This window comes from Janthinobacterium woesei, from assembly GCF_051380875.1.
Taxonomy (GTDB): domain Bacteria; phylum Pseudomonadota; class Gammaproteobacteria; order Burkholderiales; family Burkholderiaceae_D; genus Janthinobacterium.
Genome location: NZ_JBNYXW010000016.1, coordinates 101,371 through 123,847, shown reverse-complemented (window position 1 = coordinate 123,847; position 22,477 = coordinate 101,371). Strand labels below are relative to the sequence as shown.

The 22,477-nt window shown below is 62.0% G+C and carries 22 protein-coding genes; 5 read left to right on the top strand and 17 right to left on the bottom strand.

Features of this window, described 5'->3' with window-relative positions; all coding sequences use genetic code 11:
• Window positions 1-95: 95 nt before the first annotated feature.
• Entirely contained in the window at window positions 96-881 is a 786-nt protein-coding gene (locus ACQ4W6_RS19210; protein ID WP_436568772.1) for a head GIN domain-containing protein, read from the top strand.
• An 89-nt stretch (window positions 882-970) separates the two neighbouring features.
• Here ACQ4W6_RS19210 and ACQ4W6_RS19205 read toward each other — a convergent pair whose 3' ends face one another.
• Window positions 971-1,513 (bottom strand): YaeQ family protein, encoded by a 543-nt coding sequence (locus tag ACQ4W6_RS19205; protein WP_436568771.1) that lies wholly within the window; start codon window positions 1,511-1,513, stop codon window positions 971-973.
• A gap of 48 nt (window positions 1,514-1,561) precedes the next feature.
• Entirely contained in the window at window positions 1,562-2,443 is an 882-nt protein-coding gene (gene purU, locus ACQ4W6_RS19200) for a formyltetrahydrofolate deformylase (protein WP_436568770.1), read from the bottom strand.
• A gap of 345 nt (window positions 2,444-2,788) precedes the next feature.
• On the opposite strand from purU, the gene ACQ4W6_RS19195 reads away from it, so the two are divergent.
• The 3 genes from ACQ4W6_RS19195 to ACQ4W6_RS19185 all read left to right on the top strand — a co-directional run bounded on the left by ACQ4W6_RS19195 (window position 2,789) and on the right by ACQ4W6_RS19185 (window position 4,455).
• The gene (locus tag ACQ4W6_RS19195) at window positions 2,789-3,301 is read left to right on the top strand and encodes a phasin family protein (RefSeq protein WP_436568769.1); all 513 of its coding nucleotides are present in this window, start codon (window positions 2,789-2,791) and stop codon (window positions 3,299-3,301) included.
• Between the two features lie 35 nt (window positions 3,302-3,336).
• Window positions 3,337-3,708, top strand: a complete 372-nt coding sequence (locus ACQ4W6_RS19190; RefSeq protein ID WP_436568768.1) for a KGG domain-containing protein — start codon at window positions 3,337-3,339, stop codon at window positions 3,706-3,708.
• A 234-nt stretch (window positions 3,709-3,942) separates the two neighbouring features.
• Window positions 3,943-4,455: a YgjP-like metallopeptidase domain-containing protein gene (locus tag ACQ4W6_RS19185; protein WP_436568767.1), complete on the top strand. Its 513-nt coding sequence runs from the start codon at window positions 3,943-3,945 to the stop codon at window positions 4,453-4,455.
• A gap of 96 nt (window positions 4,456-4,551) precedes the next feature.
• Here ACQ4W6_RS19185 and ACQ4W6_RS19180 read toward each other — a convergent pair whose 3' ends face one another.
• The 11 genes from ACQ4W6_RS19180 to ACQ4W6_RS19130 form a co-directional block, all read right to left on the bottom strand.
• Window positions 4,552-5,157 (bottom strand): PEP-CTERM sorting domain-containing protein, encoded by a 606-nt coding sequence (locus ACQ4W6_RS19180; protein WP_436568766.1) that lies wholly within the window; start codon window positions 5,155-5,157, stop codon window positions 4,552-4,554.
• 305 nt (window positions 5,158-5,462) lie between these two features.
• Window positions 5,463-6,008 carry an LOG family protein gene (locus ACQ4W6_RS19175; protein ID WP_436568810.1) on the bottom strand — a complete coding sequence of 182 codons (546 nt, stop codon included), beginning with the start codon at window positions 6,006-6,008 and terminating at the stop codon, window positions 5,463-5,465.
• Window positions 6,009-6,020: 12 nt separating this feature from the next.
• The gene (locus ACQ4W6_RS19170) at window positions 6,021-6,794 is read right to left on the bottom strand and encodes a tetratricopeptide repeat protein (RefSeq protein WP_436568765.1); all 774 of its coding nucleotides are present in this window, start codon (window positions 6,792-6,794) and stop codon (window positions 6,021-6,023) included.
• Window positions 6,795-6,861: 67 nt separating this feature from the next.
• Window positions 6,862-7,533, bottom strand: a complete 672-nt coding sequence (locus ACQ4W6_RS19165; protein ID WP_436568764.1) for a TetR/AcrR family transcriptional regulator — start codon at window positions 7,531-7,533, stop codon at window positions 6,862-6,864.
• A gap of 138 nt (window positions 7,534-7,671) precedes the next feature.
• The gene (locus tag ACQ4W6_RS19160) at window positions 7,672-8,289 is read right to left on the bottom strand and encodes a phasin family protein (protein ID WP_436568763.1); all 618 of its coding nucleotides are present in this window, start codon (window positions 8,287-8,289) and stop codon (window positions 7,672-7,674) included.
• A 127-nt stretch (window positions 8,290-8,416) separates the two neighbouring features.
• Window positions 8,417-12,049, bottom strand: a complete 3,633-nt coding sequence (locus ACQ4W6_RS19155; RefSeq protein ID WP_436568762.1) for an EAL domain-containing protein — start codon at window positions 12,047-12,049, stop codon at window positions 8,417-8,419.
• Between the two features lie 299 nt (window positions 12,050-12,348).
• Window positions 12,349-13,023, bottom strand: coding sequence for an esterase/lipase family protein (locus ACQ4W6_RS19150; protein ID WP_436568761.1), 675 nt, complete (start codon window positions 13,021-13,023; stop codon window positions 12,349-12,351).
• Window positions 12,957-13,307: a hypothetical protein gene (locus ACQ4W6_RS19145; protein ID WP_436568760.1), complete on the bottom strand. Its 351-nt coding sequence runs from the start codon at window positions 13,305-13,307 to the stop codon at window positions 12,957-12,959. Before ACQ4W6_RS19145 ends, ACQ4W6_RS19150 begins: the two co-directional genes overlap by 67 nt.
• The gene (locus tag ACQ4W6_RS19140) at window positions 13,304-14,938 is read right to left on the bottom strand and encodes a GMC family oxidoreductase (RefSeq protein WP_436568759.1); all 1,635 of its coding nucleotides are present in this window, start codon (window positions 14,936-14,938) and stop codon (window positions 13,304-13,306) included. Before ACQ4W6_RS19140 ends, ACQ4W6_RS19145 begins: the two co-directional genes overlap by 4 nt.
• Window positions 14,939-14,948: 10 nt before the next feature.
• Window positions 14,949-15,476 carry a hypothetical protein gene (locus ACQ4W6_RS19135; protein ID WP_436568758.1) on the bottom strand — a complete coding sequence of 176 codons (528 nt, stop codon included), beginning with the start codon at window positions 15,474-15,476 and terminating at the stop codon, window positions 14,949-14,951.
• Between the two features lie 149 nt (window positions 15,477-15,625).
• Window positions 15,626-16,384 carry an RNA methyltransferase gene (locus ACQ4W6_RS19130; RefSeq protein WP_436568757.1) on the bottom strand — a complete coding sequence of 253 codons (759 nt, stop codon included), beginning with the start codon at window positions 16,382-16,384 and terminating at the stop codon, window positions 15,626-15,628.
• Window positions 16,385-16,579: 195 nt separating this feature from the next.
• On the opposite strand from ACQ4W6_RS19130, the gene ACQ4W6_RS19125 reads away from it, so the two are divergent.
• On the top strand, window positions 16,580-17,359 hold the full coding sequence (locus ACQ4W6_RS19125) for an inositol monophosphatase family protein (RefSeq protein ID WP_436568809.1): 780 nt from the start codon (window positions 16,580-16,582) through the stop codon (window positions 17,357-17,359).
• A gap of 51 nt (window positions 17,360-17,410) precedes the next feature.
• On the opposite strand, the gene ACQ4W6_RS19120 is transcribed toward ACQ4W6_RS19125, so the two are convergent.
• From ACQ4W6_RS19120 to ACQ4W6_RS19105, 4 genes are read right to left on the bottom strand one after another with little or no spacing between them, the layout of a single operon-like run.
• Window positions 17,411-19,654: an Ig-like domain-containing protein gene (locus tag ACQ4W6_RS19120; RefSeq protein ID WP_436568756.1), complete on the bottom strand. Its 2,244-nt coding sequence runs from the start codon at window positions 19,652-19,654 to the stop codon at window positions 17,411-17,413.
• A 51-nt stretch (window positions 19,655-19,705) separates the two neighbouring features.
• Window positions 19,706-20,527 (bottom strand): LytR C-terminal domain-containing protein, encoded by an 822-nt coding sequence (locus ACQ4W6_RS19115; protein WP_436568755.1) that lies wholly within the window; start codon window positions 20,525-20,527, stop codon window positions 19,706-19,708.
• Window positions 20,524-21,456: a type II secretion system F family protein gene (locus tag ACQ4W6_RS19110; RefSeq protein ID WP_436568754.1), complete on the bottom strand. Its 933-nt coding sequence runs from the start codon at window positions 21,454-21,456 to the stop codon at window positions 20,524-20,526. The genes ACQ4W6_RS19115 and ACQ4W6_RS19110 overlap by 4 nt, the downstream gene beginning before the upstream one ends.
• A gap of 41 nt (window positions 21,457-21,497) precedes the next feature.
• A complete protein-coding gene (locus tag ACQ4W6_RS19105) occupies window positions 21,498-22,475 on the bottom strand; it encodes a type II secretion system F family protein (protein WP_436568753.1) in 978 nt (325 codons plus the stop codon).
• Window positions 22,476-22,477: the final 2 nt, after the last annotated feature.

The following is a 22,477-nucleotide window of genomic DNA, read 5'->3' as shown; positions in this document are numbered from 1 at the left end:
CTGCGCCGCCAGTGCCGCAGTCTGTCGCAGCGCAGTACGCAAGCGTGGCCGGCTGGCATACCATGCATACAGACAATTCTAAACAGGGAGCAAGAATGACACACGCAATTTTCCACCTCCGCCATGCCCGCGCCGCGCGCACCCTGCTGCTGGCGGCCTGCGCCCTGGCGCTGCCCGCCGCGCCGGCGCTGGCCTCGCCGCTGGACTGGATGTCGGGCAACAGCGTGCAAGGCAGCGGCAAGCTGCAAAAACAGACGCGCGAGGTGGGCAGCTTCAATGGCGTGGCGCTGAATGTGCCAGGCAACGTGGAATTGCGTATCGGCAACACCGACAGCATTACCATCGAGGCGGACGACAACATCCTGCCCCTGATCGACACGGTAGTGGAAAACGGCACCCTGCGCATCCGGCCCGCCAGGCGCAACAGCAACTTTCGCCAGAGCAGCTTGACCATCGTCATCCAGGCGCGCCACGTGGAGCGCATCAGCGTCGGTGGCTCGGGCAATGTTGTTGCTGCCGGCCTGCGCGCCGACAAACTGCGCTTCGATGTGGGCGGCTCCGGCTCCATCAGCACGCGCGAACTCGACAGCCGCATGGTCTCGGTGGCCATCGGCGGCAGCGGCAACTTTACCGCCAGCGGCAAGACCGGGCAGCTGGCGGCATCGATCGGCGGTTCGGGCAATATCCAGGCGGGCCGCCTGGCCGCCCGCGATGTGCAGGTGAGCATCGGCGGCTCGGGGGCGGCCGAAGTGTGGGCCAAGGATGACTTGAGCATCAGCATCGGCGGTTCGGGTGAAGTAAGCTACTACGGCGACCCGCGCATCAGCCGCAGCATGCAGCGTTCCAGCAGCATCCGCCGGCTGGGCAGCGCACCTCACTAAGCACCCCTGCTTGAGCGCCCATATTCGAGCGCCAATAACGATAAAAGCCCGGATCGCTCCGGGCTTTTATCGTTTGGGACAGCTGAAAATCAGCGGGCCGGCTTCACCGGTTCGCGGTCGATCAAGACCGTGTTGACGCTGTCGGTCAGCCAGATCTGGCCATCCTGGATCGTGCATTGCAGCTGCATGTTGCGCTGCGCCAGCCTGCTCATCTCTTGCGCCGCCTCCGATGGAAGATTGATCACGGTCAAGTTCTTCGCCCGTTCCAGCTTGTTGGCGATCTGCTTCCACCAGATGTGGCTGGTTGCACCATAACTATAGACAATCACTTGTTCCGAACGCCCGCAAGCCTTCAGGATGCGTTTCTCGTCGGGCTGGCCCACTTCGATCCACAGCTGAATGGCGCCCGTCAGGTCTTTCTGCCACAGGTCAGGCTCTTCCGTGTCGAACAGGCCCTTGGTGAAGGTCAGCGCCTCGTCGGCGTGGATGGCGAACGCCAGCAGGCGCACCATCATGCGCTCATCCGTTTCGGACGGGTGGCGCGCCAGGGTCAGCGCGTGATCCTGGTAGTAATTGCGGTCCATGTCGGCGATCTGCAGATCGGCTTTGAAAATTGTTGCTTTGAGGGCCATCGTGTTTCTGTCTCGGTAAAGTAGATATCAATATTGTACTGGCGGGTGTCAGCGAAAAACCACGGTCTTGTCGCCATTTTTCAAGATGCGGTGCTCGACGAACCATTTCACGGCGCGCGCCAGCACCACGCACTCGACGTCGCGGCCGATGGCCGTCAGGGTCTCGGCATCCATCGCATGGTCGACGCGCTCGACGTCCTGCTCGATGATCGGGCCTTCGTCCAGGTCGCCGGTGACGAAATGCGCGGTCGCGCCGATCAGCTTGACGCCGCGGTGATGCGCCTGCGCATATGGCTTGGCACCCTTGAAGCTGGGCAAGAAAGAGTGGTGAATATTGATGGCGCGGCCATCGAGCGCCTGGCACAGGCCGGGCGAGAGGATTTGCATGTAGCGCGCCAGCACCACCAGGTCGATCTGGTGCGTGTCCATCAGTTCGATGATCTTCGCTTCCTGCGCCAGCTTGGCCGCTTCCGGCGCGCCCGCCGCTAGCGGCAGGTGGTGGAACGGAATATTGTAGCTGGCCGCCAGCTGGTAGAACTCCATGTGGTTCGAGACGATGGCGGGGATTTCCACGTTCAACAAGCCGCTCTTGTAGCGAAACAGCAAATCGTTCAGGCAATGGCCAATCTTCGACACCATCAGCATCACGCGCGGCTTGACGCGCGCATCGTGCAACTGGCCGTGGAACGGACCGTTTAGCTGCATGGCTTGCGACAGGACGGCGAAGTCGCTGCGCAACTGGGTGTCGCTGACGGCGCCATCTTCCAGCGCGAAATGCACGCGCATGAAAAACAGCTGGGATTGCTGGTCGCCAAACTGGGCCGAATCGAGGATATTGCCGCCGCGTTCGGCCAGGAAGCCGGAGACGCGGTGCACGATGCCGCGCTGGTCCAGGCAGGACAGGGTCAGGATGTATTCGGGATGCGTCATGGTCGCGAAATTAGGCAAAAAATAGGGCGATGCTCGGCTCAGCCACGCGCGCCGGCTATCGGCTGCGCTGCCGCGAGCCGGCTATTGTCGCACGGCTGGGCCGGTAAACCCGCATTTTCCATGCAGCCAGCATGGCCGCTGGCGGCAGCGGCGTGATGCAACGTTCTTTTGATCTGGCGCAAAGTTCCCCCATCTTTCAGGCGGCAAGGGGCCGTTCGGCCCCGAAACCTGCATCTGGCGCGGAACCTTGCGTGCCATCCGGCGTCTATCCCTTTGCTTGTTTCAGCACATGCCGCATCCGCTGCGCCGGGTGTTTCCCGCACCAGATTTTCATTGAGGTAGAACATGTTCACAAACAGCATCAATCCCAGTCTCAGCCCCGCCCTGAAGTCCCAGCTGGAAGCCCAGCTCAATTTCACCACCGAACTATCGTGCAAGATGTGCGACACGGCGCAACAAATGAGCGCGCTCCATCTGCGCCTGGCGCAAGAGCTGCTGCAAGAATGGAGCAGCGTCAGCGTGCAATTGCTGTACGCGCGCGACACCGGCGAATTGCTGTCGCGGGCGGCGGCCCGCTTGCAGCCGGGCAGCGACAGGCTGCTCCAGTACCGGCAGCAACTCGGCAATCTTGTCGCCAATGCCAATGTCGAGCTGAACCGCACTGCAGAGGCACATATCCCCACAGCGAGCCGCACGGCCGTGGCCTTTGCCGACGAAGTGATGCGCAAGACGGCCGAGGAAATGGAAAAAGCCACGCAGCGCCAACGCGAACTGATCGAAAAAATGCACGCCGGTGGCCACCACGACAGCGCAGGCCACAACCGCGATACCAGCAGGCAAGCCGATCAGGCGCACTGAGCACCGGATTTCCACTCGACCGCAAGGAGAACAGCATGGCTAGCAATCAAGGTAACGAACAAGGCAAAGCCGCTGGCAGCAGCCAGAAAGCAAGCGATGCCAGCAGCCCGAAAGGCATGAGCAAGCGCGGTTTTGCCGCCATGAACGAGGAGCAGCAGCGCGAAATTGCCAGCAAGGGCGGCCAGGCCGCGCATCAAAAGGGCACGGCGCACGAGTTCGACTCGGAAGAAGCACGGCGGGCCGGCCAAAAAGGCGGTGAAGCCGTCAGCCGCAACCGCGAACACATGGCGGAAATCGGCAGGAAAGGCGGCGAAAGCCGCCAATCGGCCCAGCGCGCCAGCGCCAGTACCGGGCAGCAAGCCAAGGCCGGCAGGCAAGGCGCCAAGGGCGGCGGCGACAAGGGCTGAGCAAGGGTGGGCCGATCAGGCCCGCGCCGGGATGGCGCCATGGGACTCGCCAGGCGGCACGCGCTGGCATGGGTGTGCACCGGGAGGCGGGTGGCGGTACGCGGTCGCGCCGTGCATGGCATGCCCCTCGCTGGCCGTGGCCATGCCCCTGGCAATCGCCGCTTCCAGCGCAGGGTGCTACGGTATGGTACATTCTCGCCTTACCGACACACCCGCGCCCCGCCCTTTCCCCGCATGCAGCCATCCCTGAAATACCTGAGCGCTTATTCCGAGCAAACACAATCGCAAGTGCAGCAACTGATCGCACAAGACAAGCTGGGCGAAGTGTTATTGAAACGCTATCCGAAGGCGCATGAAGTCCGCAACGACAAGGCGCTGTACCAGTATGTACAAGACTTGAAGACTGAATTCCTGCGCAATGCCGAGCCTATCAACAAAGTAGCGTTCGACAGCAAGATCCATGTGATCCAGCATGCGCTGGGCTTGCACACGTCGATTTCACGCGTGCAGGGCGGCAAGCTCAAGGCCAAGCATGAAATCCGTGTCGCCACCATGTTCAAGGAAGTGCCGCTGGAATTCTTGCGCATGATCGCCGTGCATGAACTGGCGCACGTGAAAGAAAAGCAACATGACAAGGCCTTCTACAAGCTGTGCACGTATATGGAGCCGCAATACCACCAGTACGAATTCGATGTGCGCCTGTACCTGACCCAGCTCGACCTGTCCGGCCAGCGCCTGTGGTCGTGACCAGGCCCATCTTCATGAAAAATGCCGCCTGGTAAAGATACCAAGCGGCATTTTTTTCGCCTCTGCCGCGCGCGGCGCGGCAGCCAAGCGCTGGCGTCAGGCGGCGTTCTTGCGGCGGAGCAGGAAGCCCAGCAGACCCAGTCCGCCCAACAACATGCCATAGGTGGCCGGTTCCGGCACGGCGCTCACGCTGGCGGTGATATTGTCGACCTGGAAGGTATGGAGGGCGCCTTCCTTCCACGTTGCCGACAGCAAGTTGCTAAAGCCCGTAAAAGTGTAATCGCTGAAAGTATGGCTGCCATTCAGGCTGAACGTTTGCGTCACCGTGCTGCCGCCCACTTGATGGCCGACGAAGGTCACGTTGAAGGCACCAGGCAAGCTCACGTAGTCAGCCAGGCTGATCGAGCTCAGCGAGAATGCGGCGCCATCGGTACGGCTCAGTGTCGTCGTCGACAGGAGCGACGCGCCAAGGCCGGCCGAACCGGCATAGGCGAAGTTGCTCTGATGTGCCGAGCCCAACAGGCCCAGGAAGCTGCTGTTGAAATCGTAACCCCCTTCGGAGTAGGAATGGAACACGGAACCAAGGAAGCCAGGATGTTCCAGTGCATCGAAACTGATCGTGGTCGTTTGTGCTTGGGCGCTGCCGGCGGCGGCGAGTATGGCGGCGACAGCAGTCGCGCGCAAGAGGGTCATAGGTTTCAAAATAGCATCCTTTCGAGATGATGAAGTGGCGTGGTCATGGCAACTTAAAACATGGCGGCACTTTTTTAGGGAAAGTGCAAAGCACCTCGCGGGTGGCCGGCATGTGTGTTTTTAAAACAATTCTAGTAGACCACACTAATATTCAAAAAGCATCTTCATTTTCAAAAAAACATGCCATTTTAGAAATATTTTAGGTATATTTTTATTAATTAATTTATTGATTTCGATCAATTTTTCCATGCGGAAATAAAAAAGCCATGCACTTCGCAGTGCATGGCTCGCTATAAAATTTCCGTGTAGAAAACTTACGCCGTACAGTCCTTCAAGCGCTGCACCAGCGCCGCCGGATCGGCATCGGCATTCAGGAAGGCGGCATGTTGCGGGCGGATAAACCCCTGCTGCGTACCATTTTGCACGAAGGCAATCAAGCCGTCATAGAACTGGTCGACGTTGAGCAGGCCGATCGGCTTGGCGTGCAGGCCCAGCTGGGCCCAGGTCAGCATCTCGAACAGCTCCTCCAGGGTGCCGTAGCCGCCGGGCATGGCGATGAAGGCATCGGACAGGCTGGCCATCATCGCCTTGCGCTCGTGCATGTCCTTGACGATGAACTGGCGCGTCAAGCCCGTGTGGCCCACTTCGCGTTCGACCAGCTGGGTCGGGATCACACCCGTCACTTCGCCACCCAGGCGCAGCACTTCATCGGCGATCACGCCCATCAGGCCAACCTTGCCGCCGCCATATACCAATGAGATATTTTCCGACACCAGCACACGCGCCAGTTCGCGCGCCGCTACCGCATAGTCCGGCGACACGCCTGCGTTGGCGCCACAGTACACACATAAAGCCTTGATCACAGCATTCCTTTATTCTTTCAGTTCATCCATCGCAGCCTCGACTTCGAGGCGCTCCTTGGCATCGACCGCCACACAGTCGGCCGCCAGTACATACAGGGCCAGCGCTTCGGCCATTTTTTTCTTTCCGTCGAGCATGTTCAAGGCGCGCGCATATTCGCTGTGGGCCAGTGCCGAATGGGGCGTCAGGGCCAGTGCCGTCTTGAAATGCTGGTAGCCATCGTCCTTGTTGGCGCCGTATGTCAGGCCGCCAATCATGGCGCCCACCTTGTCGATAATTTCCGTATGATAAATGCCAAACGCGATATGCGCGTCTGCATGCATGGGCGCCACCGTCATCGTGCGGTCCAGGCTGTTGCGCACGCGCGCGCCCATGCCCTGCGCCAGGGCCTTGACGACAGACGTGCCCAGGGCATAACGGCCCAGGCTGTAGGCATGCCAGTAGTAGCCGGCCGGATTGTCCGGCTGCTCGATCTGCTGGCGCTCGCAGCGCTCCGCCACTTCCTCGTACATGTCGAGTTTCTGGCGCTCATTGAGCTCCAGGTGCGTCGCGTAGATGCAGGTGGCCTTGTGCGCCACCGCGTAGCCGGGCACGCCAACGGCCAGTCCCAGCTTCACGGCGCGTTCGAAATCGCCCGCATGGAAGGCCAGCCACGCCTGCAGCAGCGCCGGGTGCGTGGGAAACGGCTCGACGTCACCCGCATGCAGGCGCGGCCAGGCCGCTTCCAGGCTTTGCGCGGTGTATACATAGGCTGCGTCAGGATAGGGAAATTGTTTCCAGGCCATACCGTGTCTCCAGTGAGTAAGCGCCTGCCCACCTTGCGCGGCAGCGCTGGCGCGCCGCGCAAGGCCGTCAGTCGCTCTTGAGTTTAGTCACATACTCTTCCGATAACTTGCGAAACAACAGATGCGTTTCATTGCGCAGATACGGCCCGATCAGGGACAGCACCTGGTAGCAGCCACGCGCCAGCGCATCGGACATCGATTGCTGTTCGCTGTACTTGCGCGGATTGCGCACGTACTCATACGATAGCCAGTAAGTGGCGACGACCACCATATTCGTCGCCATGGCAGCTACTTCCATGTCCGACGCTTCCAGGGATTGCTCGCTGCGCAAGTCTTCGCACAGCTGCGTGGCCACCTTGATCTTGTGCGCCAGGATCAGCTTGAAGTGCAATTCGAGCTTGCGGTTACGCGACAGCAAATCGTTGAGGTCGCGGTAAAAGAAGCGGTAACGCCAGATCAGCTCGAACATCAGGTGCAGGTACAGCCAGACGTCCTCGATATTCGAGCGGCGCCCGTTCGGCACGGTCAGGATGCGTTCGATTTCCGCCTCGAACTGGACGAAGATCGAGTTGACGATATCGTCCTTGTTGCGAAAGTGGTAGTACAGGTTCCCCGGTGAAATATTCATCTCTTCCGCAATCACGGTGGTCGTGATATTCGGCTCACCGAACTCGTTGAACAGGCGCAGCGACAACTCCAGGATGCGTTCGCGGGTACGGCGTGGTGCTTTTTGTAGCATGGCGGGCAATCTCTCTGTGTTCTGCCTCAAGCATACCACCTAAAATAGCCGTAATGAAACACTGCGCCCGCCCGTGCCGGCGAAATGGCAGGCTAAAAAAAGCCTGCGCGAGCAGGCTGGAGTGGAGGCGGCGCCAGCTCAGGGCACTGGTGCTTTTTTCTTCGCCGCCGGCCTGGCAACGGCGGACGCTGCGGGCTTGGCCAGCGGCCTGGCGATCGCCTTGGCGGCAACCGCCTTGGGTGCTGCCTTTGGTGAGGCTTTCGGCGCCGCCTTCACGGCAGGCTTGACGACAGCGTTCACGGCCGGCTTCGCCACACTTCTGGGCGCTGCCTTTGCTACAACCTTGGCGCCAGGCTTGGCTTGCGCCTTGCCCGACAGCGCCGCCACCTGCTCGCTCAGGGCCGCAATCTGCGCGTGCAGCGCGGCGAGGTCATGTTGCGTCGGCACGCCGATGGTGGCCAGGGCGCGCGCCACGCGCTCTTCAAACACTTGCTCCAGCTTGTCCCACGAGCCGCTGGCCTGCTTGCCGACGCCATCGGCCAATTTGCCGACGCTGTCGCTGACGCCGGCCACCTTGTCTTCGGCGCGCTGCTGAAATTGCGTGCCTTCCTTGACCAGCCTGGAAAATACGCGGCCGCCCTCTTCCTGCGCCTTGGCAAAAGCACCCAGGCCGGCTTGCCAGATCTGCTGCGCGGATGAACGCACGGCGTTCGCCAGTTCCTTGTCTTCCGCCAGCTCCTTCAATTTCTTCACCATCGTCAGCTCCCGTCATCTGCAAGGCCATGCCCATCATGGATGCTTTTTATTCTAGTGAGCAAAACTAGAGACGGGAGTCTAATCCAATAGAAAACAGCGTCTAAACGTGCGCCAGCGCACACGCAGCCTAGGCAGCGGCCTTGACGGGGCCGTGCAGCAGGCCGTGCAGGCGGAAGCCCTCGCGGATATTTTCGCGCAGCACGGCGCCCTTCCACGGCTTGGTGTAGAAGCGGTCGACGGCGCCACGGTTAATCGCCGCCATGATCGGCGTCAAATCGGCAAAGGCGGACAGCATGATGCGGAAGGTGTCGGGGCACAGGTGCTTGACGCGCTCCATGAATTCGGTGCCGCTCATGAGCGGCATGCACTGGTCGCACAAAATAACCTGCACCCTGTGGCGCGCCAGGATATCAAAACCCTCGGCCGCCGTTTGCGCCGTCAGGATGCGGTAGCCATCCTGCGCCAGGAAGTCGCTGAGCACGTCGAGCATGAAGACATCGTCGTCGACAATCAACAGCGTTTGCTGTTCTTCGCTGCCCGCATCCTGTGGCGCCTGCAGCAGTTTGCCGCCCATCAGCATCTGCTCGAATTCTTCCTGCGGCACGGGGCGGCTGAAATAGTAGCCCTGCATCTCGTCGCAGCCGTGGCGCCGCAGATAGGCCAGCTGCGCATCGTTTTCCACGCCTTCGGCGATCACCTGCAGCTTCATGCTGTGCGCCATGCTGATGATGGCCAGGACGATGGCCGCGTCGTCCGGGTTGCTGGTGACTTCGCGCACGAAGGCGATGTCGATCTTCAGCTTGTCGATGGGGAAGCGCTTCAGGTAGGCCAGGCTGGAATAGCCGGTGCCGAAATCGTCGATGGAAATCTGGATGCCCAGCGCCTTGAGATTGCGCAATACGGCGATGGTTTCTTCGGCGTTCGACATCAGCGAACTTTCCGTCAATTCGAGTTCCAGCAAGTCGGGCGCGATGTCGTGCTTGCGGATCGCCTTGAGCACTTCTTCTTCCAGGCCGCCGACAAAAAACTGGATGCCCGAGACGTTCACCGACAGGTGCACTGGACCGATGCTGCTGGCGCACCACTCGCTGATTTTCTTGCACGCCTCGTCGAGCACCCAGTTGCCGACCCGCACGATCAGCCCCGTCTCTTCGAGCACGGGGATGAACAGGGCCGGCGAGACCATGCCATGACCGGGGCGGCGCCAGCGTATCAGCGCCTCGGCACCGCTGATGCGCCCCGAGATGATATGCACCTTGGGTTGGAAGTACAGCACGAATTCCTCGTTCTCGATGGCACGCCGCAGGGCGTTTTCCATCTCCAGGCGCGCCATCGATTGCACATTCATTTCCGCCGTGAAGAAGCGGAAGGTATCGCGGCCCGCCTCCTTGGCGCGGTACATGGCCGTGTCGGCATATTGAATCAGGGTGTCGGCGTCGGCACCATCGTCGGGATACACGGAAATACCGACGCTGACCGTCACCGTCACTTCATGCCCCTGCAAGTCGAAAGGCTTGCGCATCGCTTCGCGGATCTTGTCGACCACGCCCACGGCATGCTGCGCGCCTTCGGGCAGCAGCAGGATGGCGGCAAATTCATCGCCGCCGAAGCGGCCGATGGTGTCGCGCACGCGCAGGCTATCGACCAGGCGCTTGGAAAACTGGCGCAGCAAGTCGTCGCCGAGGGTGTGGCCCAGGGTATCGTTCACATTCTTGAAGCGGTCGACATCCATGAACAGCACGGCCACGGCCCACTGGTGTTCGGCAGCCTGGACCAGCGAATGGGTCAGCGAGGAGTAGAACTGGCTGCGGTTGGGCAAGCCGGTCAGGGTATCGAAATGCGCCAGTTTCATCAGGCGTTGTTCGGCATCCTTGCGCTCGGTGATATCGCGCGCCACCGCCACCAGGATCCAGCTCTGGCCCGAACGCAAGGTGCGCCGCTGCACTTCCACCGACAGCGGCGAGCCATCCTTGCGCTGCAGCTGCAATTCCGTCATCGTACTGCCCTGGTCGCCCGCCAGCAGCTTGCTATACAGCTCTTCGAGCTGGGCCTCGCCCTCATGCGCCCGGCCCGGCCCCACCCTGAGAAAATCCTCGCGCTCGAAGCCCAGCATGCGGCAAGCCGTCTGGTTGACGTCGACGAAGCACAGGCCGGCGCGGTCGATGAGGAAAATCGCGTCGGCCGTGGCGTCCATCGCCAGGCGGAAGCGGCGCAAGTCTTCGTCGAGGCGGATGCGCGCCGCCATGTCCAGCGTCAGCTGCTCGTGATGGCGCTTGATTTCATCGTACAGCAGCAGGTTGTCATAGGCGACGGCGATCTGCGCGGCCACGGTGGCGGCGACGCGCTCGTCGACTTCGGAAAATTCATTCGCCCCAAGCTTGTCAACCAGATACAGCCAGCCATGGCTGCGCTCGCGCGAGGCGATGGCCACGCCCAGGAAGGAGTGCACGGGAGGATGCGACTCGGGCAAGCCCAGCGCAGCGGGATCGCCCTTCAGGCCATTCACGCGGTAGGGCTGGCGCTGTTCCAGCAGCCGGTTCAGGATGCCCGTGCGCGGCGCGCTGGCGATGTGCCCGATGTTTTTTTCGGCGCCGCACGAGGAAAAATAACTGAGTTTTTCAGCGCCCTGCTCCAGCACGCCGATGCAGGCATATCTGGAGACGCAGATATTTTGCGCCACCTTGCAGCCGGTCTCGATCAGCGCGCGCGGATCGCGTTCGGCGCCCAGCTCGATACCGAGCTCGATCAGCGCTGTCAGGCGCAGGCTCACCGCCTGCAGGCTAGCTAGCGAGCGCGACAGGCGCTCCGTCATGATGGCCAGGTCTTCCGGCATGGCCGCCTGGCCCTCGCCCTGGCTGGCCAGCTGCGAAATGTGCAAGCTGCTGGACTCCAGTTCGTCCAGATAGCCGCTGACCTGCTTGTCGATGCCGGCCAGCTCGCCTGCGCCAGGCGAGGCGCGCACGGCTACGGCGGCGGGCAGCGCAGCGGCAGGCGGCGCGGCCAGTCCCAGCGCCTCGTTGACCGTGCGCACGATGAGCTCGGGGTCGGACGGTTTCGGCAGCACCCAGCGCACGCCGCATGCTTGCGCCAGCTGGATCGCTTCCTGCTCGCGGTAAGTGGCCGTATAAAAAATGATGGGCACGTCAGCCAGCGCGGCATCTTCATGCACGCGCATGACGAATTCGTAGCCATCCATGTTCGGCATGAGGATATCGGAGATGATCAGGTCCGGCCGCTCGGTACGCATGACGTCCAGCGCATCGGCGCCATTGGCCGCTTCCAGCAGGCGATGGCCGCTGTAGCCCAGCAGCGCAGTGAGGAATTCGCGGTTCAGTACATGATCGTCGACGATCAGTATGGTGGCTATGTCGTTTTTAACTGGCGTCGACGGCGCCCCGGGTAAAAAAGATTCCAGCTCCGCGACGAACAGGTCAGGCTCGATCGGCTTGCCGATATAGCCATTGAATCCCGCCTCGAGCAAGCGTTCCCGGTCGCCCACCATGGCCAGCGCCGTCACGGCCAGGGCAGGAATCTTGCGCAGCAGCGGGTCTTTTTTCAGCTCGGCCACCACGCCATAGCCATCGAGCTTGGGCAAATGCACATCGCAGATGATCAAGTCCGGCAATTCGCTGCGCGCCATGCGCACGCCCTCCTCGCCGTCATAGGCGGCCAGCGGCGTATACCCGAAGGCCCGCAGCAGGTACACCATCAATTCCATATTGGTGGCGTTATCTTCGATGATCAGGATACGCGCGGACAATTTGCACTCCCAATAAAAACTGCATTGACCCAATTCTGCCTGCGCGCATTTTTCCGCTGGTGCGTGCAGCATAACAATTCTACAACATCTTGCCATGGATCCCGGCACATTACGTTGCAGGATGTTAATGGAGCGCCGGATGCGGCCTCAGGAATAAATTTCTCGGTAGCACCATCCTGACGTTAGCTTAAACCAGTACGCGAGTGGAAAACAGGTTTTTCTGGCCCTTGCCCTATTCATTACGGGCAACAGCAGAGTCAAAACAGACCGTCTGCCATGCAGACAGGATGCCACGGGACTCAGGCAACATGGGAGGAAGATGGGGGTTGGCCGACTTCGTACTTGATAGTAATTTCCGCCAGCAGCTGATGCAGCACGCGCGCATCGCTGGCCAGTGCCACATGGCCGATGCCGCCGAAGGCAATATGGCGCGCGCCGGGCAGCAGCGCAGAAGATTGCGGTGCGACAATATTGTCGTGATGCGAGTAGATCGAGGTGAACAAGGCGCGCGTTTCCGGCGTCTCGCTGGCGGCCAGTTGCGCCAGCCAGCCGCTGGGCGCGTCGTTGATGCGGCGCATCTGGCGCGCATTGGTACCCGCCGCCAGGTTGGCCAGCGCCGTGCCCTGGTGCGGCGTACCGACGGTGATGATGCGCGCCACGCAGGCCGCGCCATGCCGGCGCAGCCAGGCGCGCGCCACCAGGCCGCCCATGCTGTGCGCCACGATGATCACGCGTTCGCTGCCCGTGCGCGCACACAGGCCCTCGATCGCCTGCGCCACTTGCGGCACGTAGGCGTCGATGCCGGCGCCGATCGGCTCCAGGTCGACGGCGTCATGCGCGATGCCGGCCTGCGCCAGCTGGCCGCTCAGCTGCGTCCAGTAGCCGCGGTTGCACACATAGCCGTGGATCAGCAGCACCGGCAGACCCTGGGGCGGCGTGTCAGCGTCCAGCACATGCAGGCGCGGACGCAGCATGCCCCACGACGAAGTCCACAAGGTGGCGCGCAACTCGCCCAGGAACAGGCGCGCGGCGCCCAGGGCGCCGAGCCGGTATTCAGGGGCACGGCACTGCCAAGGCGCCGGCTTTGCCAGAAATTGCGCGCCACGATCAGCGCGCGCACGGCCAGCAGCAGGGCCAGCGCCAGCAGCAAGGCCACGGCGGGCGGCGCAACGCCCCACGCCTGCATGGCCAGGTACGCAAGTCCCAGCACGGCCAGCACCTGCAGCAGCATCAGCCACTTGAGGATGCGTGCGATCATGCCGCCGCTGGAACGGGCACGGGAGCCGGCGTGCCCGTCAGCTCCCGCGCCAGGCCGCTCGCCAGGCGTGCCGCCAGCGCATAAATCGTCAACTGCGGATTGGCGCCGATCGAAGTGGGAAACAGCGAACCGTCATGCACGGACAGGTTGCGCACGCCGTGGTAGCGGCCATTCGCTGCCGCCACGCCCAGGCGCGCATCGTCCGACATGGCGCAGCCGCCCATCACGTGGGCCGACACTACCCTGGCCAGCAGGGCCTGGTACGGCAAGGCGTTGATGGCTTGCTGCGCCTGCGTCCAGCTGGTGTAGTGGCTGGCCATTTCATGCACGGGATACACGCTCTTCGCGCCGGCGGCGAACTGGATTTCCGCCATCGACAGCAGCGCGCGCCGCACGCCATCCCAGATGAAGGGCGTGAGCGGATAGTCGAGCACGGGCGCGCCGACACTGTCGATGGCAACACTGCCGCCGGACGCCTCGGAATGAAAGCCATCGCGCAGCAGCGCCAGCAAGCCGTGCACGTGCGGGAATTGGCGCATGGTGCGCGCGTGCTCGTCGCCGAAGCCGCCCATGGTGGTGGCCATCAGCAGCGGGTGCAGGGGCGGCGCTTCGAGCTTGTAGCCGATAGCCCCATCGATGGGCGCCGTGTGCAGGAAATGGTCGGAATAAATCGTCTGTGGCGCGCCCGCATAGGCGTCGACCCGTTGTTCGAACAGGCCGGCCGAAATCACCGTCGGATGCAAAAAGGTGCGCTTGCCCAGCAAGCCATGCGGGTCCGGCGCCTTCGAGCGCAGCAGCAGCGCCGGTGAATTGATGGCGCCACCGGCCAGCACAAAATGTTTGGCCCGCACGGTGATGCGCACGCCCGTGGGCGCCTGCCCGGCAGCATCGAGCGCCACGACCTGCAGGCTGTCGATGCGCTCGCCCTGGAAGACAAAACGCTCCGCGCGCGCATGCGTAAGCAGGCTCGCCCCCAGCGACAAGGCCGAAGGAATCGTCGTCACCAGCATCGACTGCTTGGCGTTGGTCGGACAGCCCATGCCGCAGTAGCCCAGGTTCCAGCAGCCGTTCACATTGCGCCGGATGGCTGCAGTGGGGATGCCCAGCGCCGTGGCGCCACGGCGCAACAGATCGTTGTTTTCGTTGGGCGGCGCGGCCCAGTCGCTCACATGCAGGCGAGTCTCCATCATGGCGAACCACGGCGCCATGGCTTCCACCGTGTAGCCGGCCAGGCCAAAATGCTGCTGCCAGTAGGCCAGCGTGCCCGGTGGCGTGCGAAAGCTGGAGGTCCAGTTGACGGTCGTCGAGCCGCCCACCGTACGTCCCTGCAGGATATTGATCGCCTTGTCGCGCGTCTTGCGCGCGGCCGATTCCTGGTACAGGGTGGGATAAGCATCCGCTTCGCGCATCTTGAAGTCTTTCGAGGACTTCAAGCCGCCCTCTTCGACGATCAGCACTTTCAAGCCGGCCAGCGCGAGGATTTCCGCCGTCACGCCGCCGCCGGCACCGCTGCCGATGACGACCACGTCAGCCTCCAGGGTGCGCTCTGCGCTCACACTGCTGGCGTCGGTGACGTTCCAGCCGGCGGCAATGCCGGCGGCGATGGGGTCGGGAATGGGAGATGTACTCATGGTGGCTTTCTCAACTCAGCTCGGGCAGCGGCCCCGGATAGCCGATGGCGGCCCAGTGGGCGGCATCGGCGTACCAGGCGCCGAGAATCAGGTCGTGCAGGGCCAGGTAGGCCGTCTGCAGGGTGGCCAGGCGGTGCGTGCGCCAGGATTGCAAAAAAGCGGCCACCTGGGCCGGGTCGGCATCCAGCCAGCCGCCTTTCACTCCGGCGACAAAGCGCCGTGCGGGCGCCAGTGCCAGCAAGCCGAACAAATCCTGCACTTCCTGCTGTTGCGCCAATGGCAAGCCAAGAATGGCCGTGCGCACGCCGGCGATGGCGCCGTCCAGCGCTGCGGCCCGCGTAGCAGCGTGCGGTGGCGGCAAGGCCTCGCCCAGCATGGCCGGCACGATGGCCGCCAATGCCGCGCGCGCCTCGCCATCGAGCACAAAGCGCCCCGGCGGCGCAGGTCCGCGCAGCAGGCGGTACGCAGCGCCGCCGGCTGCCAGCGTACCGGCGCCAATGAGGCCCAGTTTCAGAAACGATCTGCGTTGCATCGTCATGTCTCCCTTTGTTATATACCGCCTTTTGCAGGCCAGTGTACGCCAAAGGGAATCGGCATCCATACGCAAAAACTAGAGCGTGGCATCTAGCTTTTGGACAAGAGCGGGACAGGAGCGGGAGGGAGCGCAGGCACGCTGCGCGCGTGGTTTTATTTTTTTGCCATCGCCAGGATATGGCGCGCGATGCCGCGCAGGATATTGACTTCTTCCGTTTCCAGCCCCGTGCGCGAAAACAGGCGTTTCAGGCGCGGCATGAGCTTTTTCGGATTGTCGGCGTCGAGGAAGTCGATGGCCACCAGCGCCTGCTGCAGATGCTCATACATGCCGTCCACCTGCGCCAGGCTGGCCGCGTCGCCATGGAAACCGACCACGCTGGCCGCCTGAGCGTCGCCCAAGGCCGCCACGCGGCACTCATAGGCCACCACCTGCGCCGCCTGCGACAGGTTCAGCGACGAATATTCAGGGTTGGCGGGGATGTTGATCAGCACATTGCACTGCTCGACGATCTCGTTGGGCAAGCCGAAACGCTCGTTGCCGAAGATGACGGCGGCGTGCAGCTCTTGCGCGGCGGCCAGCTGGCCGGCGATGGCGCGCGGCGCGGTTACGGGCGGCGAGAATTCGCGCAGCCGGGCCGAGACGGCCGCCGCGTAATTGCAGCCTTCGAGCGCCTCGGCGATCGAGCCGACGATGCGCGCGCCGGCCAGGATATCCTGCGCGCCGCTGGCAAAAGCCACCGCTTCCGGGTCCGTCAAGGCATCGGGAAAGCGCGGGTTGACCAGCACCAGATCGGAAAAACCCATCGTTTTCATGGCGCGTGCAACGCCGCCAATGTTGCCAGGACGACTAGTTTCGACAAGAATAAATCGCAGGCGTTTGAAAAGAGACGTGTTGATTTCGGGCAGATTCATTTAAAATAGCGCTATTGCGCGGTATCGATACAGGAAATTTCGGGAAACGGAGTCACAAAACGCTGACTCCAGGCCGGGATTTTAACCACTTCGGCACCGCTCCGCTCTTTAATTCATTCTTGCACTCTATCGTACCGGCGCCGAAAGGCGGCCTTGGGCGGTCGCGTGCTTTTAACGGAAGCTCACATGCACCCAATGCTCAACACGGCGATCAAAGCCGCCCGCCGCGGCGCCGCCGTCATCAATCGCGCCTCTTTTGACCTCGACCGCGTCGTCGTCACGGAAAAACAACATAACGATTTCGTCACCGACGTCGACCAGGCGGCCGAACAAGCCATCATCGAGGTGCTGTCCAAGGCCTACCCGGACCACGCGTTCCTGGCAGAGGAATCGGGAGCTTCCGCGAACAGTCACGACGAGAATGAATATCAGTGGATCATCGACCCGATCGATGGCACCACCAACTTTATCCACGGTTTTCCGCAGTATTGCATCTCGATCGCGCTGGCGCATCGCGGCGTCGTCACGCAAGCCGTCATCTACGATCCGGTGCGCAATGACCTGTTCACTGCCACCAAGGGCGCAGGCGCCTACCTGAACGAAAAACGCATCCGCGTCACCAAGCTCGATCGCATCTCGAACGCCTTGCTGGGCACCGGCCACGGCGCCGGCCCGCGCGCGCTCGACGAATACCTGAAAATGTACCAGATCATGGGTGAACGCAGCCAGGGCATACGCAGCGCCGGCTCGGCCGCGCTGGACCTGGCTTATGTTGCCTGCGGCCGCCTGGACGGTTTCTATCAAAAAGGCCTGAAGCCGTGGGACATCGCCGCAGGCGCGCTGATGATCACCGAATCGGGCGGCATCGTCGGTGAATTCAGCGGCGAATCGGACTACCTGTACAAGGGCGACGTCATCGCCGCCAGCCCGAAGATCTTTGGCCAGATGATTACCTTGCTAACGCCGTTCGCTTAAATCTCTACACAGCGCCGCTGCCATGGCGGCGCTGCTTGTCTCGCCCCCGTTTCAATCCGTAATCGTATATCCCGAAAACGTCGTCGCTACGCCTGAAGGCGTCATCACCGTAATGCTCATCAAGCCGCTGCTGACGGAATTGGTACAGGCATAACCGCTGGATGCATCGGTCTGGCTGGCGTCGCTTGCCAGGCCTATGTTATAAATCCAGTTGGCGGCATCGGGGCTGCTCGTGTTAGGCACCGTGAAAAAGCTGCCAGTGGTGATCCTGCCATTGCCACTGGTGACTGTGATGGTTGAACCGGCTGGCAATATATTACCCGGCAAATCAAACGGCAGCGCCTGCGTCGACGTAGCTGCCTTATTCAGTGCAAACACAGTGCCATTGCTGTCACGGATTGCGACGCGTATCAGTTTCGTCGAATTAATGAATGGAACGCCGCTGACGCAATGGTCGAGTGCGATAACCGTGCCATTGAGCGGCGTGACATTCGCAGCACTGGTCGACAGCACTTGCACTAACGCACTGCGCACATGCACGGTGTTGGCAGCCGTCGTGTTGACACTGGAGGCTGCCCGCAACACGCCGTTATACTGAAGATCTCCCTTTACGTCCCAGGCGCCACTGCCGTTTGAATCGATATATTGTTCGCCAGCGGCGCGGCTGGCGTTTCCGCTGGTCCAGCCGTCGTCTATGAAATTGGCGTTCGCGGTGCTGACCGCGCGGTCATTGCGGAACGGCTCTCCCAGGTCGGCATAACTTTCATTGGCCTCGAACAGATTGTTGCCGTTGGCGTCGACAAAACTTTCCTCTCCCAGTGCATACGCCAATACTGTTACGCGGCCGTCGGCCGGACGCGGATTGCCGGCGCAAAAACGTACCGAGCACGAACCCGGTATGCCTTTCTGAGTGATGATCGTGCCGTCGGTCAAGGTCGTCTCCACCAGGCCCGTGAGGCACGAAGCATCGACCGTGCCGCCTTCGGCCGTGAAGCTGACGGCCGTGCCATCCGGCACCGGATTATGGAAATGGTCGCCCAGGCGGGCCGTGATGGCGGCGCCGGTCGGCGTGGCGCAGCCGGCAAAATTCCAGCCTTCGGTGTTAACCATCGACGTACTGAGCGTAAAACTGTTTTGCTCGGGTATGCCGGTCGACACCACCAATTGATCCGATACAGTCGACAGGCTCGTGCCTTGCAGGCTTGCTGTGACTCTGATCGGCGTATTCACCGTGCCGGACGCCACCGTGGTGCTGACGCTGCCGTCGGCGCCGCTGGTCGACTGCGCCGGATTCAGGCTCAAGCCGCCGGCCGTGGTGTTGAGCGAGAAGTCGACCACCTTCCCGCTGACCGGATTGCCATTCCTGTCGCGCACCTTGAAGGTGACGATGGACGACTCTTGCCGGCCGGCACCGCCCGTCCCTTTCAGGGCGATATTTTGCGGCAGCGCGGAAACGAAACCAATCTGGCCGGCGCTGGCGGTCTGCACCGTCAGGGTGCCGGTCTGGCTGAGCGTGGTGGCATTGAATACCGTGCTGGCCGTGATCACGTCGGCCGCGCCGCAGCCCTTGTCGATATATGAGGTAGTGGCCACGCCGTTGACAGTATTAACGGGGGTGCTGATGGTCGCCTTGCCGGCGCTGGCGCAGGGCGAACTGAAGACGACCGACTGCACCGGCGCGTAGACGGCGGCGCCATTCATGACCGTCACGCTCAGGCCGGCCGTGCCGCCCGCCGACAGCAGCGCCGGCGCGACGCCGACAGTACTCAGGGTCAGGCTCGGGAAGACCACGCTGTAATTGATACTCGACGTCAGCACGCTGCCATTCACCGTGGCGCTGGCCGTCAGCGCGAAGGCGCCGCTCTGGCTGCCGGCCGCAATGACAATGCTGGCCACGCCATTTGCATCCGTCAGGGCACTGGCGGAACCGGGGGTGAAGGAGGCGCTCTTGTCGCTGCTATTCAAGGTCAGCAAGACACCCGGCAACACCGCGCCGCTACCGTCCTTGACCACGGCTTGCACGGTGGCGCTATTGCCGGGCCCCACCGTCGTGGTCGCATTGCCGCCGCCATCCTTCAGGCTCAGCGCCAAGGTCGCTGGCGCAGCGGGAACGACAGGCGTGACGGGCGCAACCACGCAACCTGGCAAGCTCGTATTGCGGCTCGGATCGAGCGTAGTGCAATCGGCACTACCAGAACCACCGCCGCCACAACCGGCCAACAGCGTGGCGGCCGTGCCGGCCGCCAGATAATGTGCCCAACGTGCCGGCAAACCGCTACTCGTCAATCCAGACATGTACTTCTCCCTGTTATTTTTGATGCTAATAATTTTCTACTGCCACGTTGGCTATGCTTGGTCGCGTCCCAGAATCAAGCGGACGCCGGCGCCGCGCCCCAGACTGTCCACTGGCACCAGTTTCATGGCCTGCCCCGGCTGTGCCACGGCAAGACGCAAGGCACTGGCCTGGCGCTCGTTGCCTGGCGCATACAGAATCTGGCTGCGTGCATGGCGAAAACCAGGCAGGTTGCCAAGCCGGCTTACCACGATGCCTTGCACCTGCACGCGCAAGCGTACCTGGGCCGCCATGCCACGGATGCCATTGCCGTTAATAATTTCGATATTACCCGGCGCCTGTAACGCTACGGCGACGGACACGGCTGCCGGTGCTGCCGCATCCACCTGCGCCGCCTGCACCAGTTGCAAATTATTGCGCGCCAGTTGCCTGCCGCCATCGCGCGCCACTGCCTGCTCAAGCATGCTGGACGCCTGCGCCAGCTCCCCCTGCAAGTAGTACACATAACCGAGATTATTCATCGGCTGGGCGGCCTGCGGATATTCGCTGACCAGCTCGCGCAGCGCGGAGGCCGCCTGTTCGAGCCGGCCAAGGCGGGCATCGAGCACGGCCTGCGCATTGCGCGCCCCCAGTTGCCGCGGGTCGAGCGCAATCGAGACGGCATAGGCCTCGGCCGCCAGTTGCAGCTGCCCCCGCTCCTGATAAAACTTTCCAAGCTCAAAGTACGTGGCGGCATTCTGGCCGGCGGAATTGTTGATGCGCTGCACCGCCTGAATATTCCACGCGGCGGGGGCCAGCGGCGCCGCGCAACCCTGCAGCAAGCACGCCAGCATCCACAGGCCAGGTAATCTGGTGATAGCCGAGAGTAACTTCATACGCCGCGCATCGCCGGCAGCAAGACACGGTAAATCTGCAAAATGGCCGGTCCCATGAGTACCACCATCAACGATGGAAAGATAAAAAATATCAAGGGAAACAACAGCTTGAGGGCGATTTTCGCCGCCGTCTCCTCGGCCCGCTGGCGCCGCTTGGTGCGCAGTTGATCAGACTGCACCCGCAACGAAGCGGCGATGCTGGTGCCGAAGCGCTCCGCCTGTATCAGCAAGGTCACCAGGGAATCGACATCCTCCACGCCCGTGCGCAGCGCCAAGTTGCGCAAGGCCTTGTCCTTGGCGCTGCCGGCGCGTAATTCCAACGTCACCAATTGCAATTCCTCGGCCAGGATTTCACTTTTCATGCCAATTTCCTGCGCCACCCGCGCCAGCGCGGCATCCATCGCCAGGCCAGCTTCGACGCACACGGTCATGAGGTCCAGCGCATCGGGAAAGGTTTCAAAGATTTCGCGTTGCCGCTCTTTCAGGCAATGCTTGAGCCATATATTGGGCAAGTAATAACCGGCGGCCGCGGCCGATATCAGCCACAGGAAAAAATTGTGGTCTCCATGCCGCAGCAGCAGATAGGCCAGCAAGGGAAGCAGCAGCGTCAGCCCCGTCTTGGCGGCGTAAAACAGCCCCGGCGCGTAGCTCTTGCGCCAACCCGCATTGATGAAGCGGATGCGGATGGGCGACTCATCCCAACCTTCTTCCGGCACGGACAACTTGGCCAGCGGGCGGGTCAGGCTGACGATGCGTTCCACCCAGCGCTGATTGGCGCGGCGGCCCTTGGTGGTCTCGATTTTCTTGCCATCAAGCGCCTCCAGGCGCACTTGCACCGCGCTGCCCGCAAACAAGCGCATGAGTAGCAAGACAATGCCGAACACGATCAGGAACAACGCCATCAGCAAGGCTATCTGTATGCCGTTCATCGTGCCGCTCCTATTTTTTTCAACTGCATCATCTCATGCCCTCACACGCGAATGCGGACGATCTTGCGGATCACCAACACGCCTAAAACGAGCAAGCTCAAGGCCACCACCACCATTTTCCGACCACCCCGGTCGGTGTACAGCAAAGCCAGGAATTGCGGATTCATCAGGTGCATCATCAAGGCTGCGCCGAATGGCAACAAGCCCAGGATCCAGGCGGACATGCGCCCTTCGGCCGAGAGCACACGCACCTGGCCAAGCAATTTCAAACGATCGCGGATGATGGCGCTGATACTGGTCAGCAACTCTGTCAAATTGCCGCCCGTTTCACGCTGGATCAGGACGGCGATCACAAAGTAACGCAGATCGGCACTCGGTACCCGCGTCGCCAGGTTCGTCAAGGCGTCCGACATCGACACGCCAAAATTGACCTCGTCGAAAACGGCGCGGAACTCGTCGGCCAGCGGCCCGTTCATTTCATCGCCGACCATTTTCAGCGCGGTCGGGAATGCGTGGCCGGCGCGCATGGCGCGGCCCATCAAGTCCAGCGCATCGGGCAATTGCTGTTCGATGCGCGACTGCCGGCTGGCCTTGGCGCGGGTCACCATAAAATAGGGCAAGGCCGCGCTGGCCAAGGTCAGCGCCAGGCGGATATACAGCGGCAAACTGAATAAACTCAGCATGACCAGGCCGACCAGCCAGGCCAGCAAGGAGTAGCCAAGGAATTTGCCGACATTCCAGCTTTTTCCCGACTGCAGCAATAAACGGTCCAGCAACTTGACGCCGGGCAGCGCTTCCAGTAGGCCCTGCAGGCCGGGATTCGGACTGAGCGGCCGCTCCTTGGTGATCGACACGGCTTTGCTGCTGTCATCACTGGCCGTATGCATGGCGCGCAAGCGCCGCGCAACCCGTCCGGCGCCGGCGCCGCGCGCCGATTGCCAGCCAAGGTAGACGGCGCCAACCAGCAACAGCACCGTCAGGAAGATCAGCATATAGACCAAATAGGAAAGGTAATTCATGC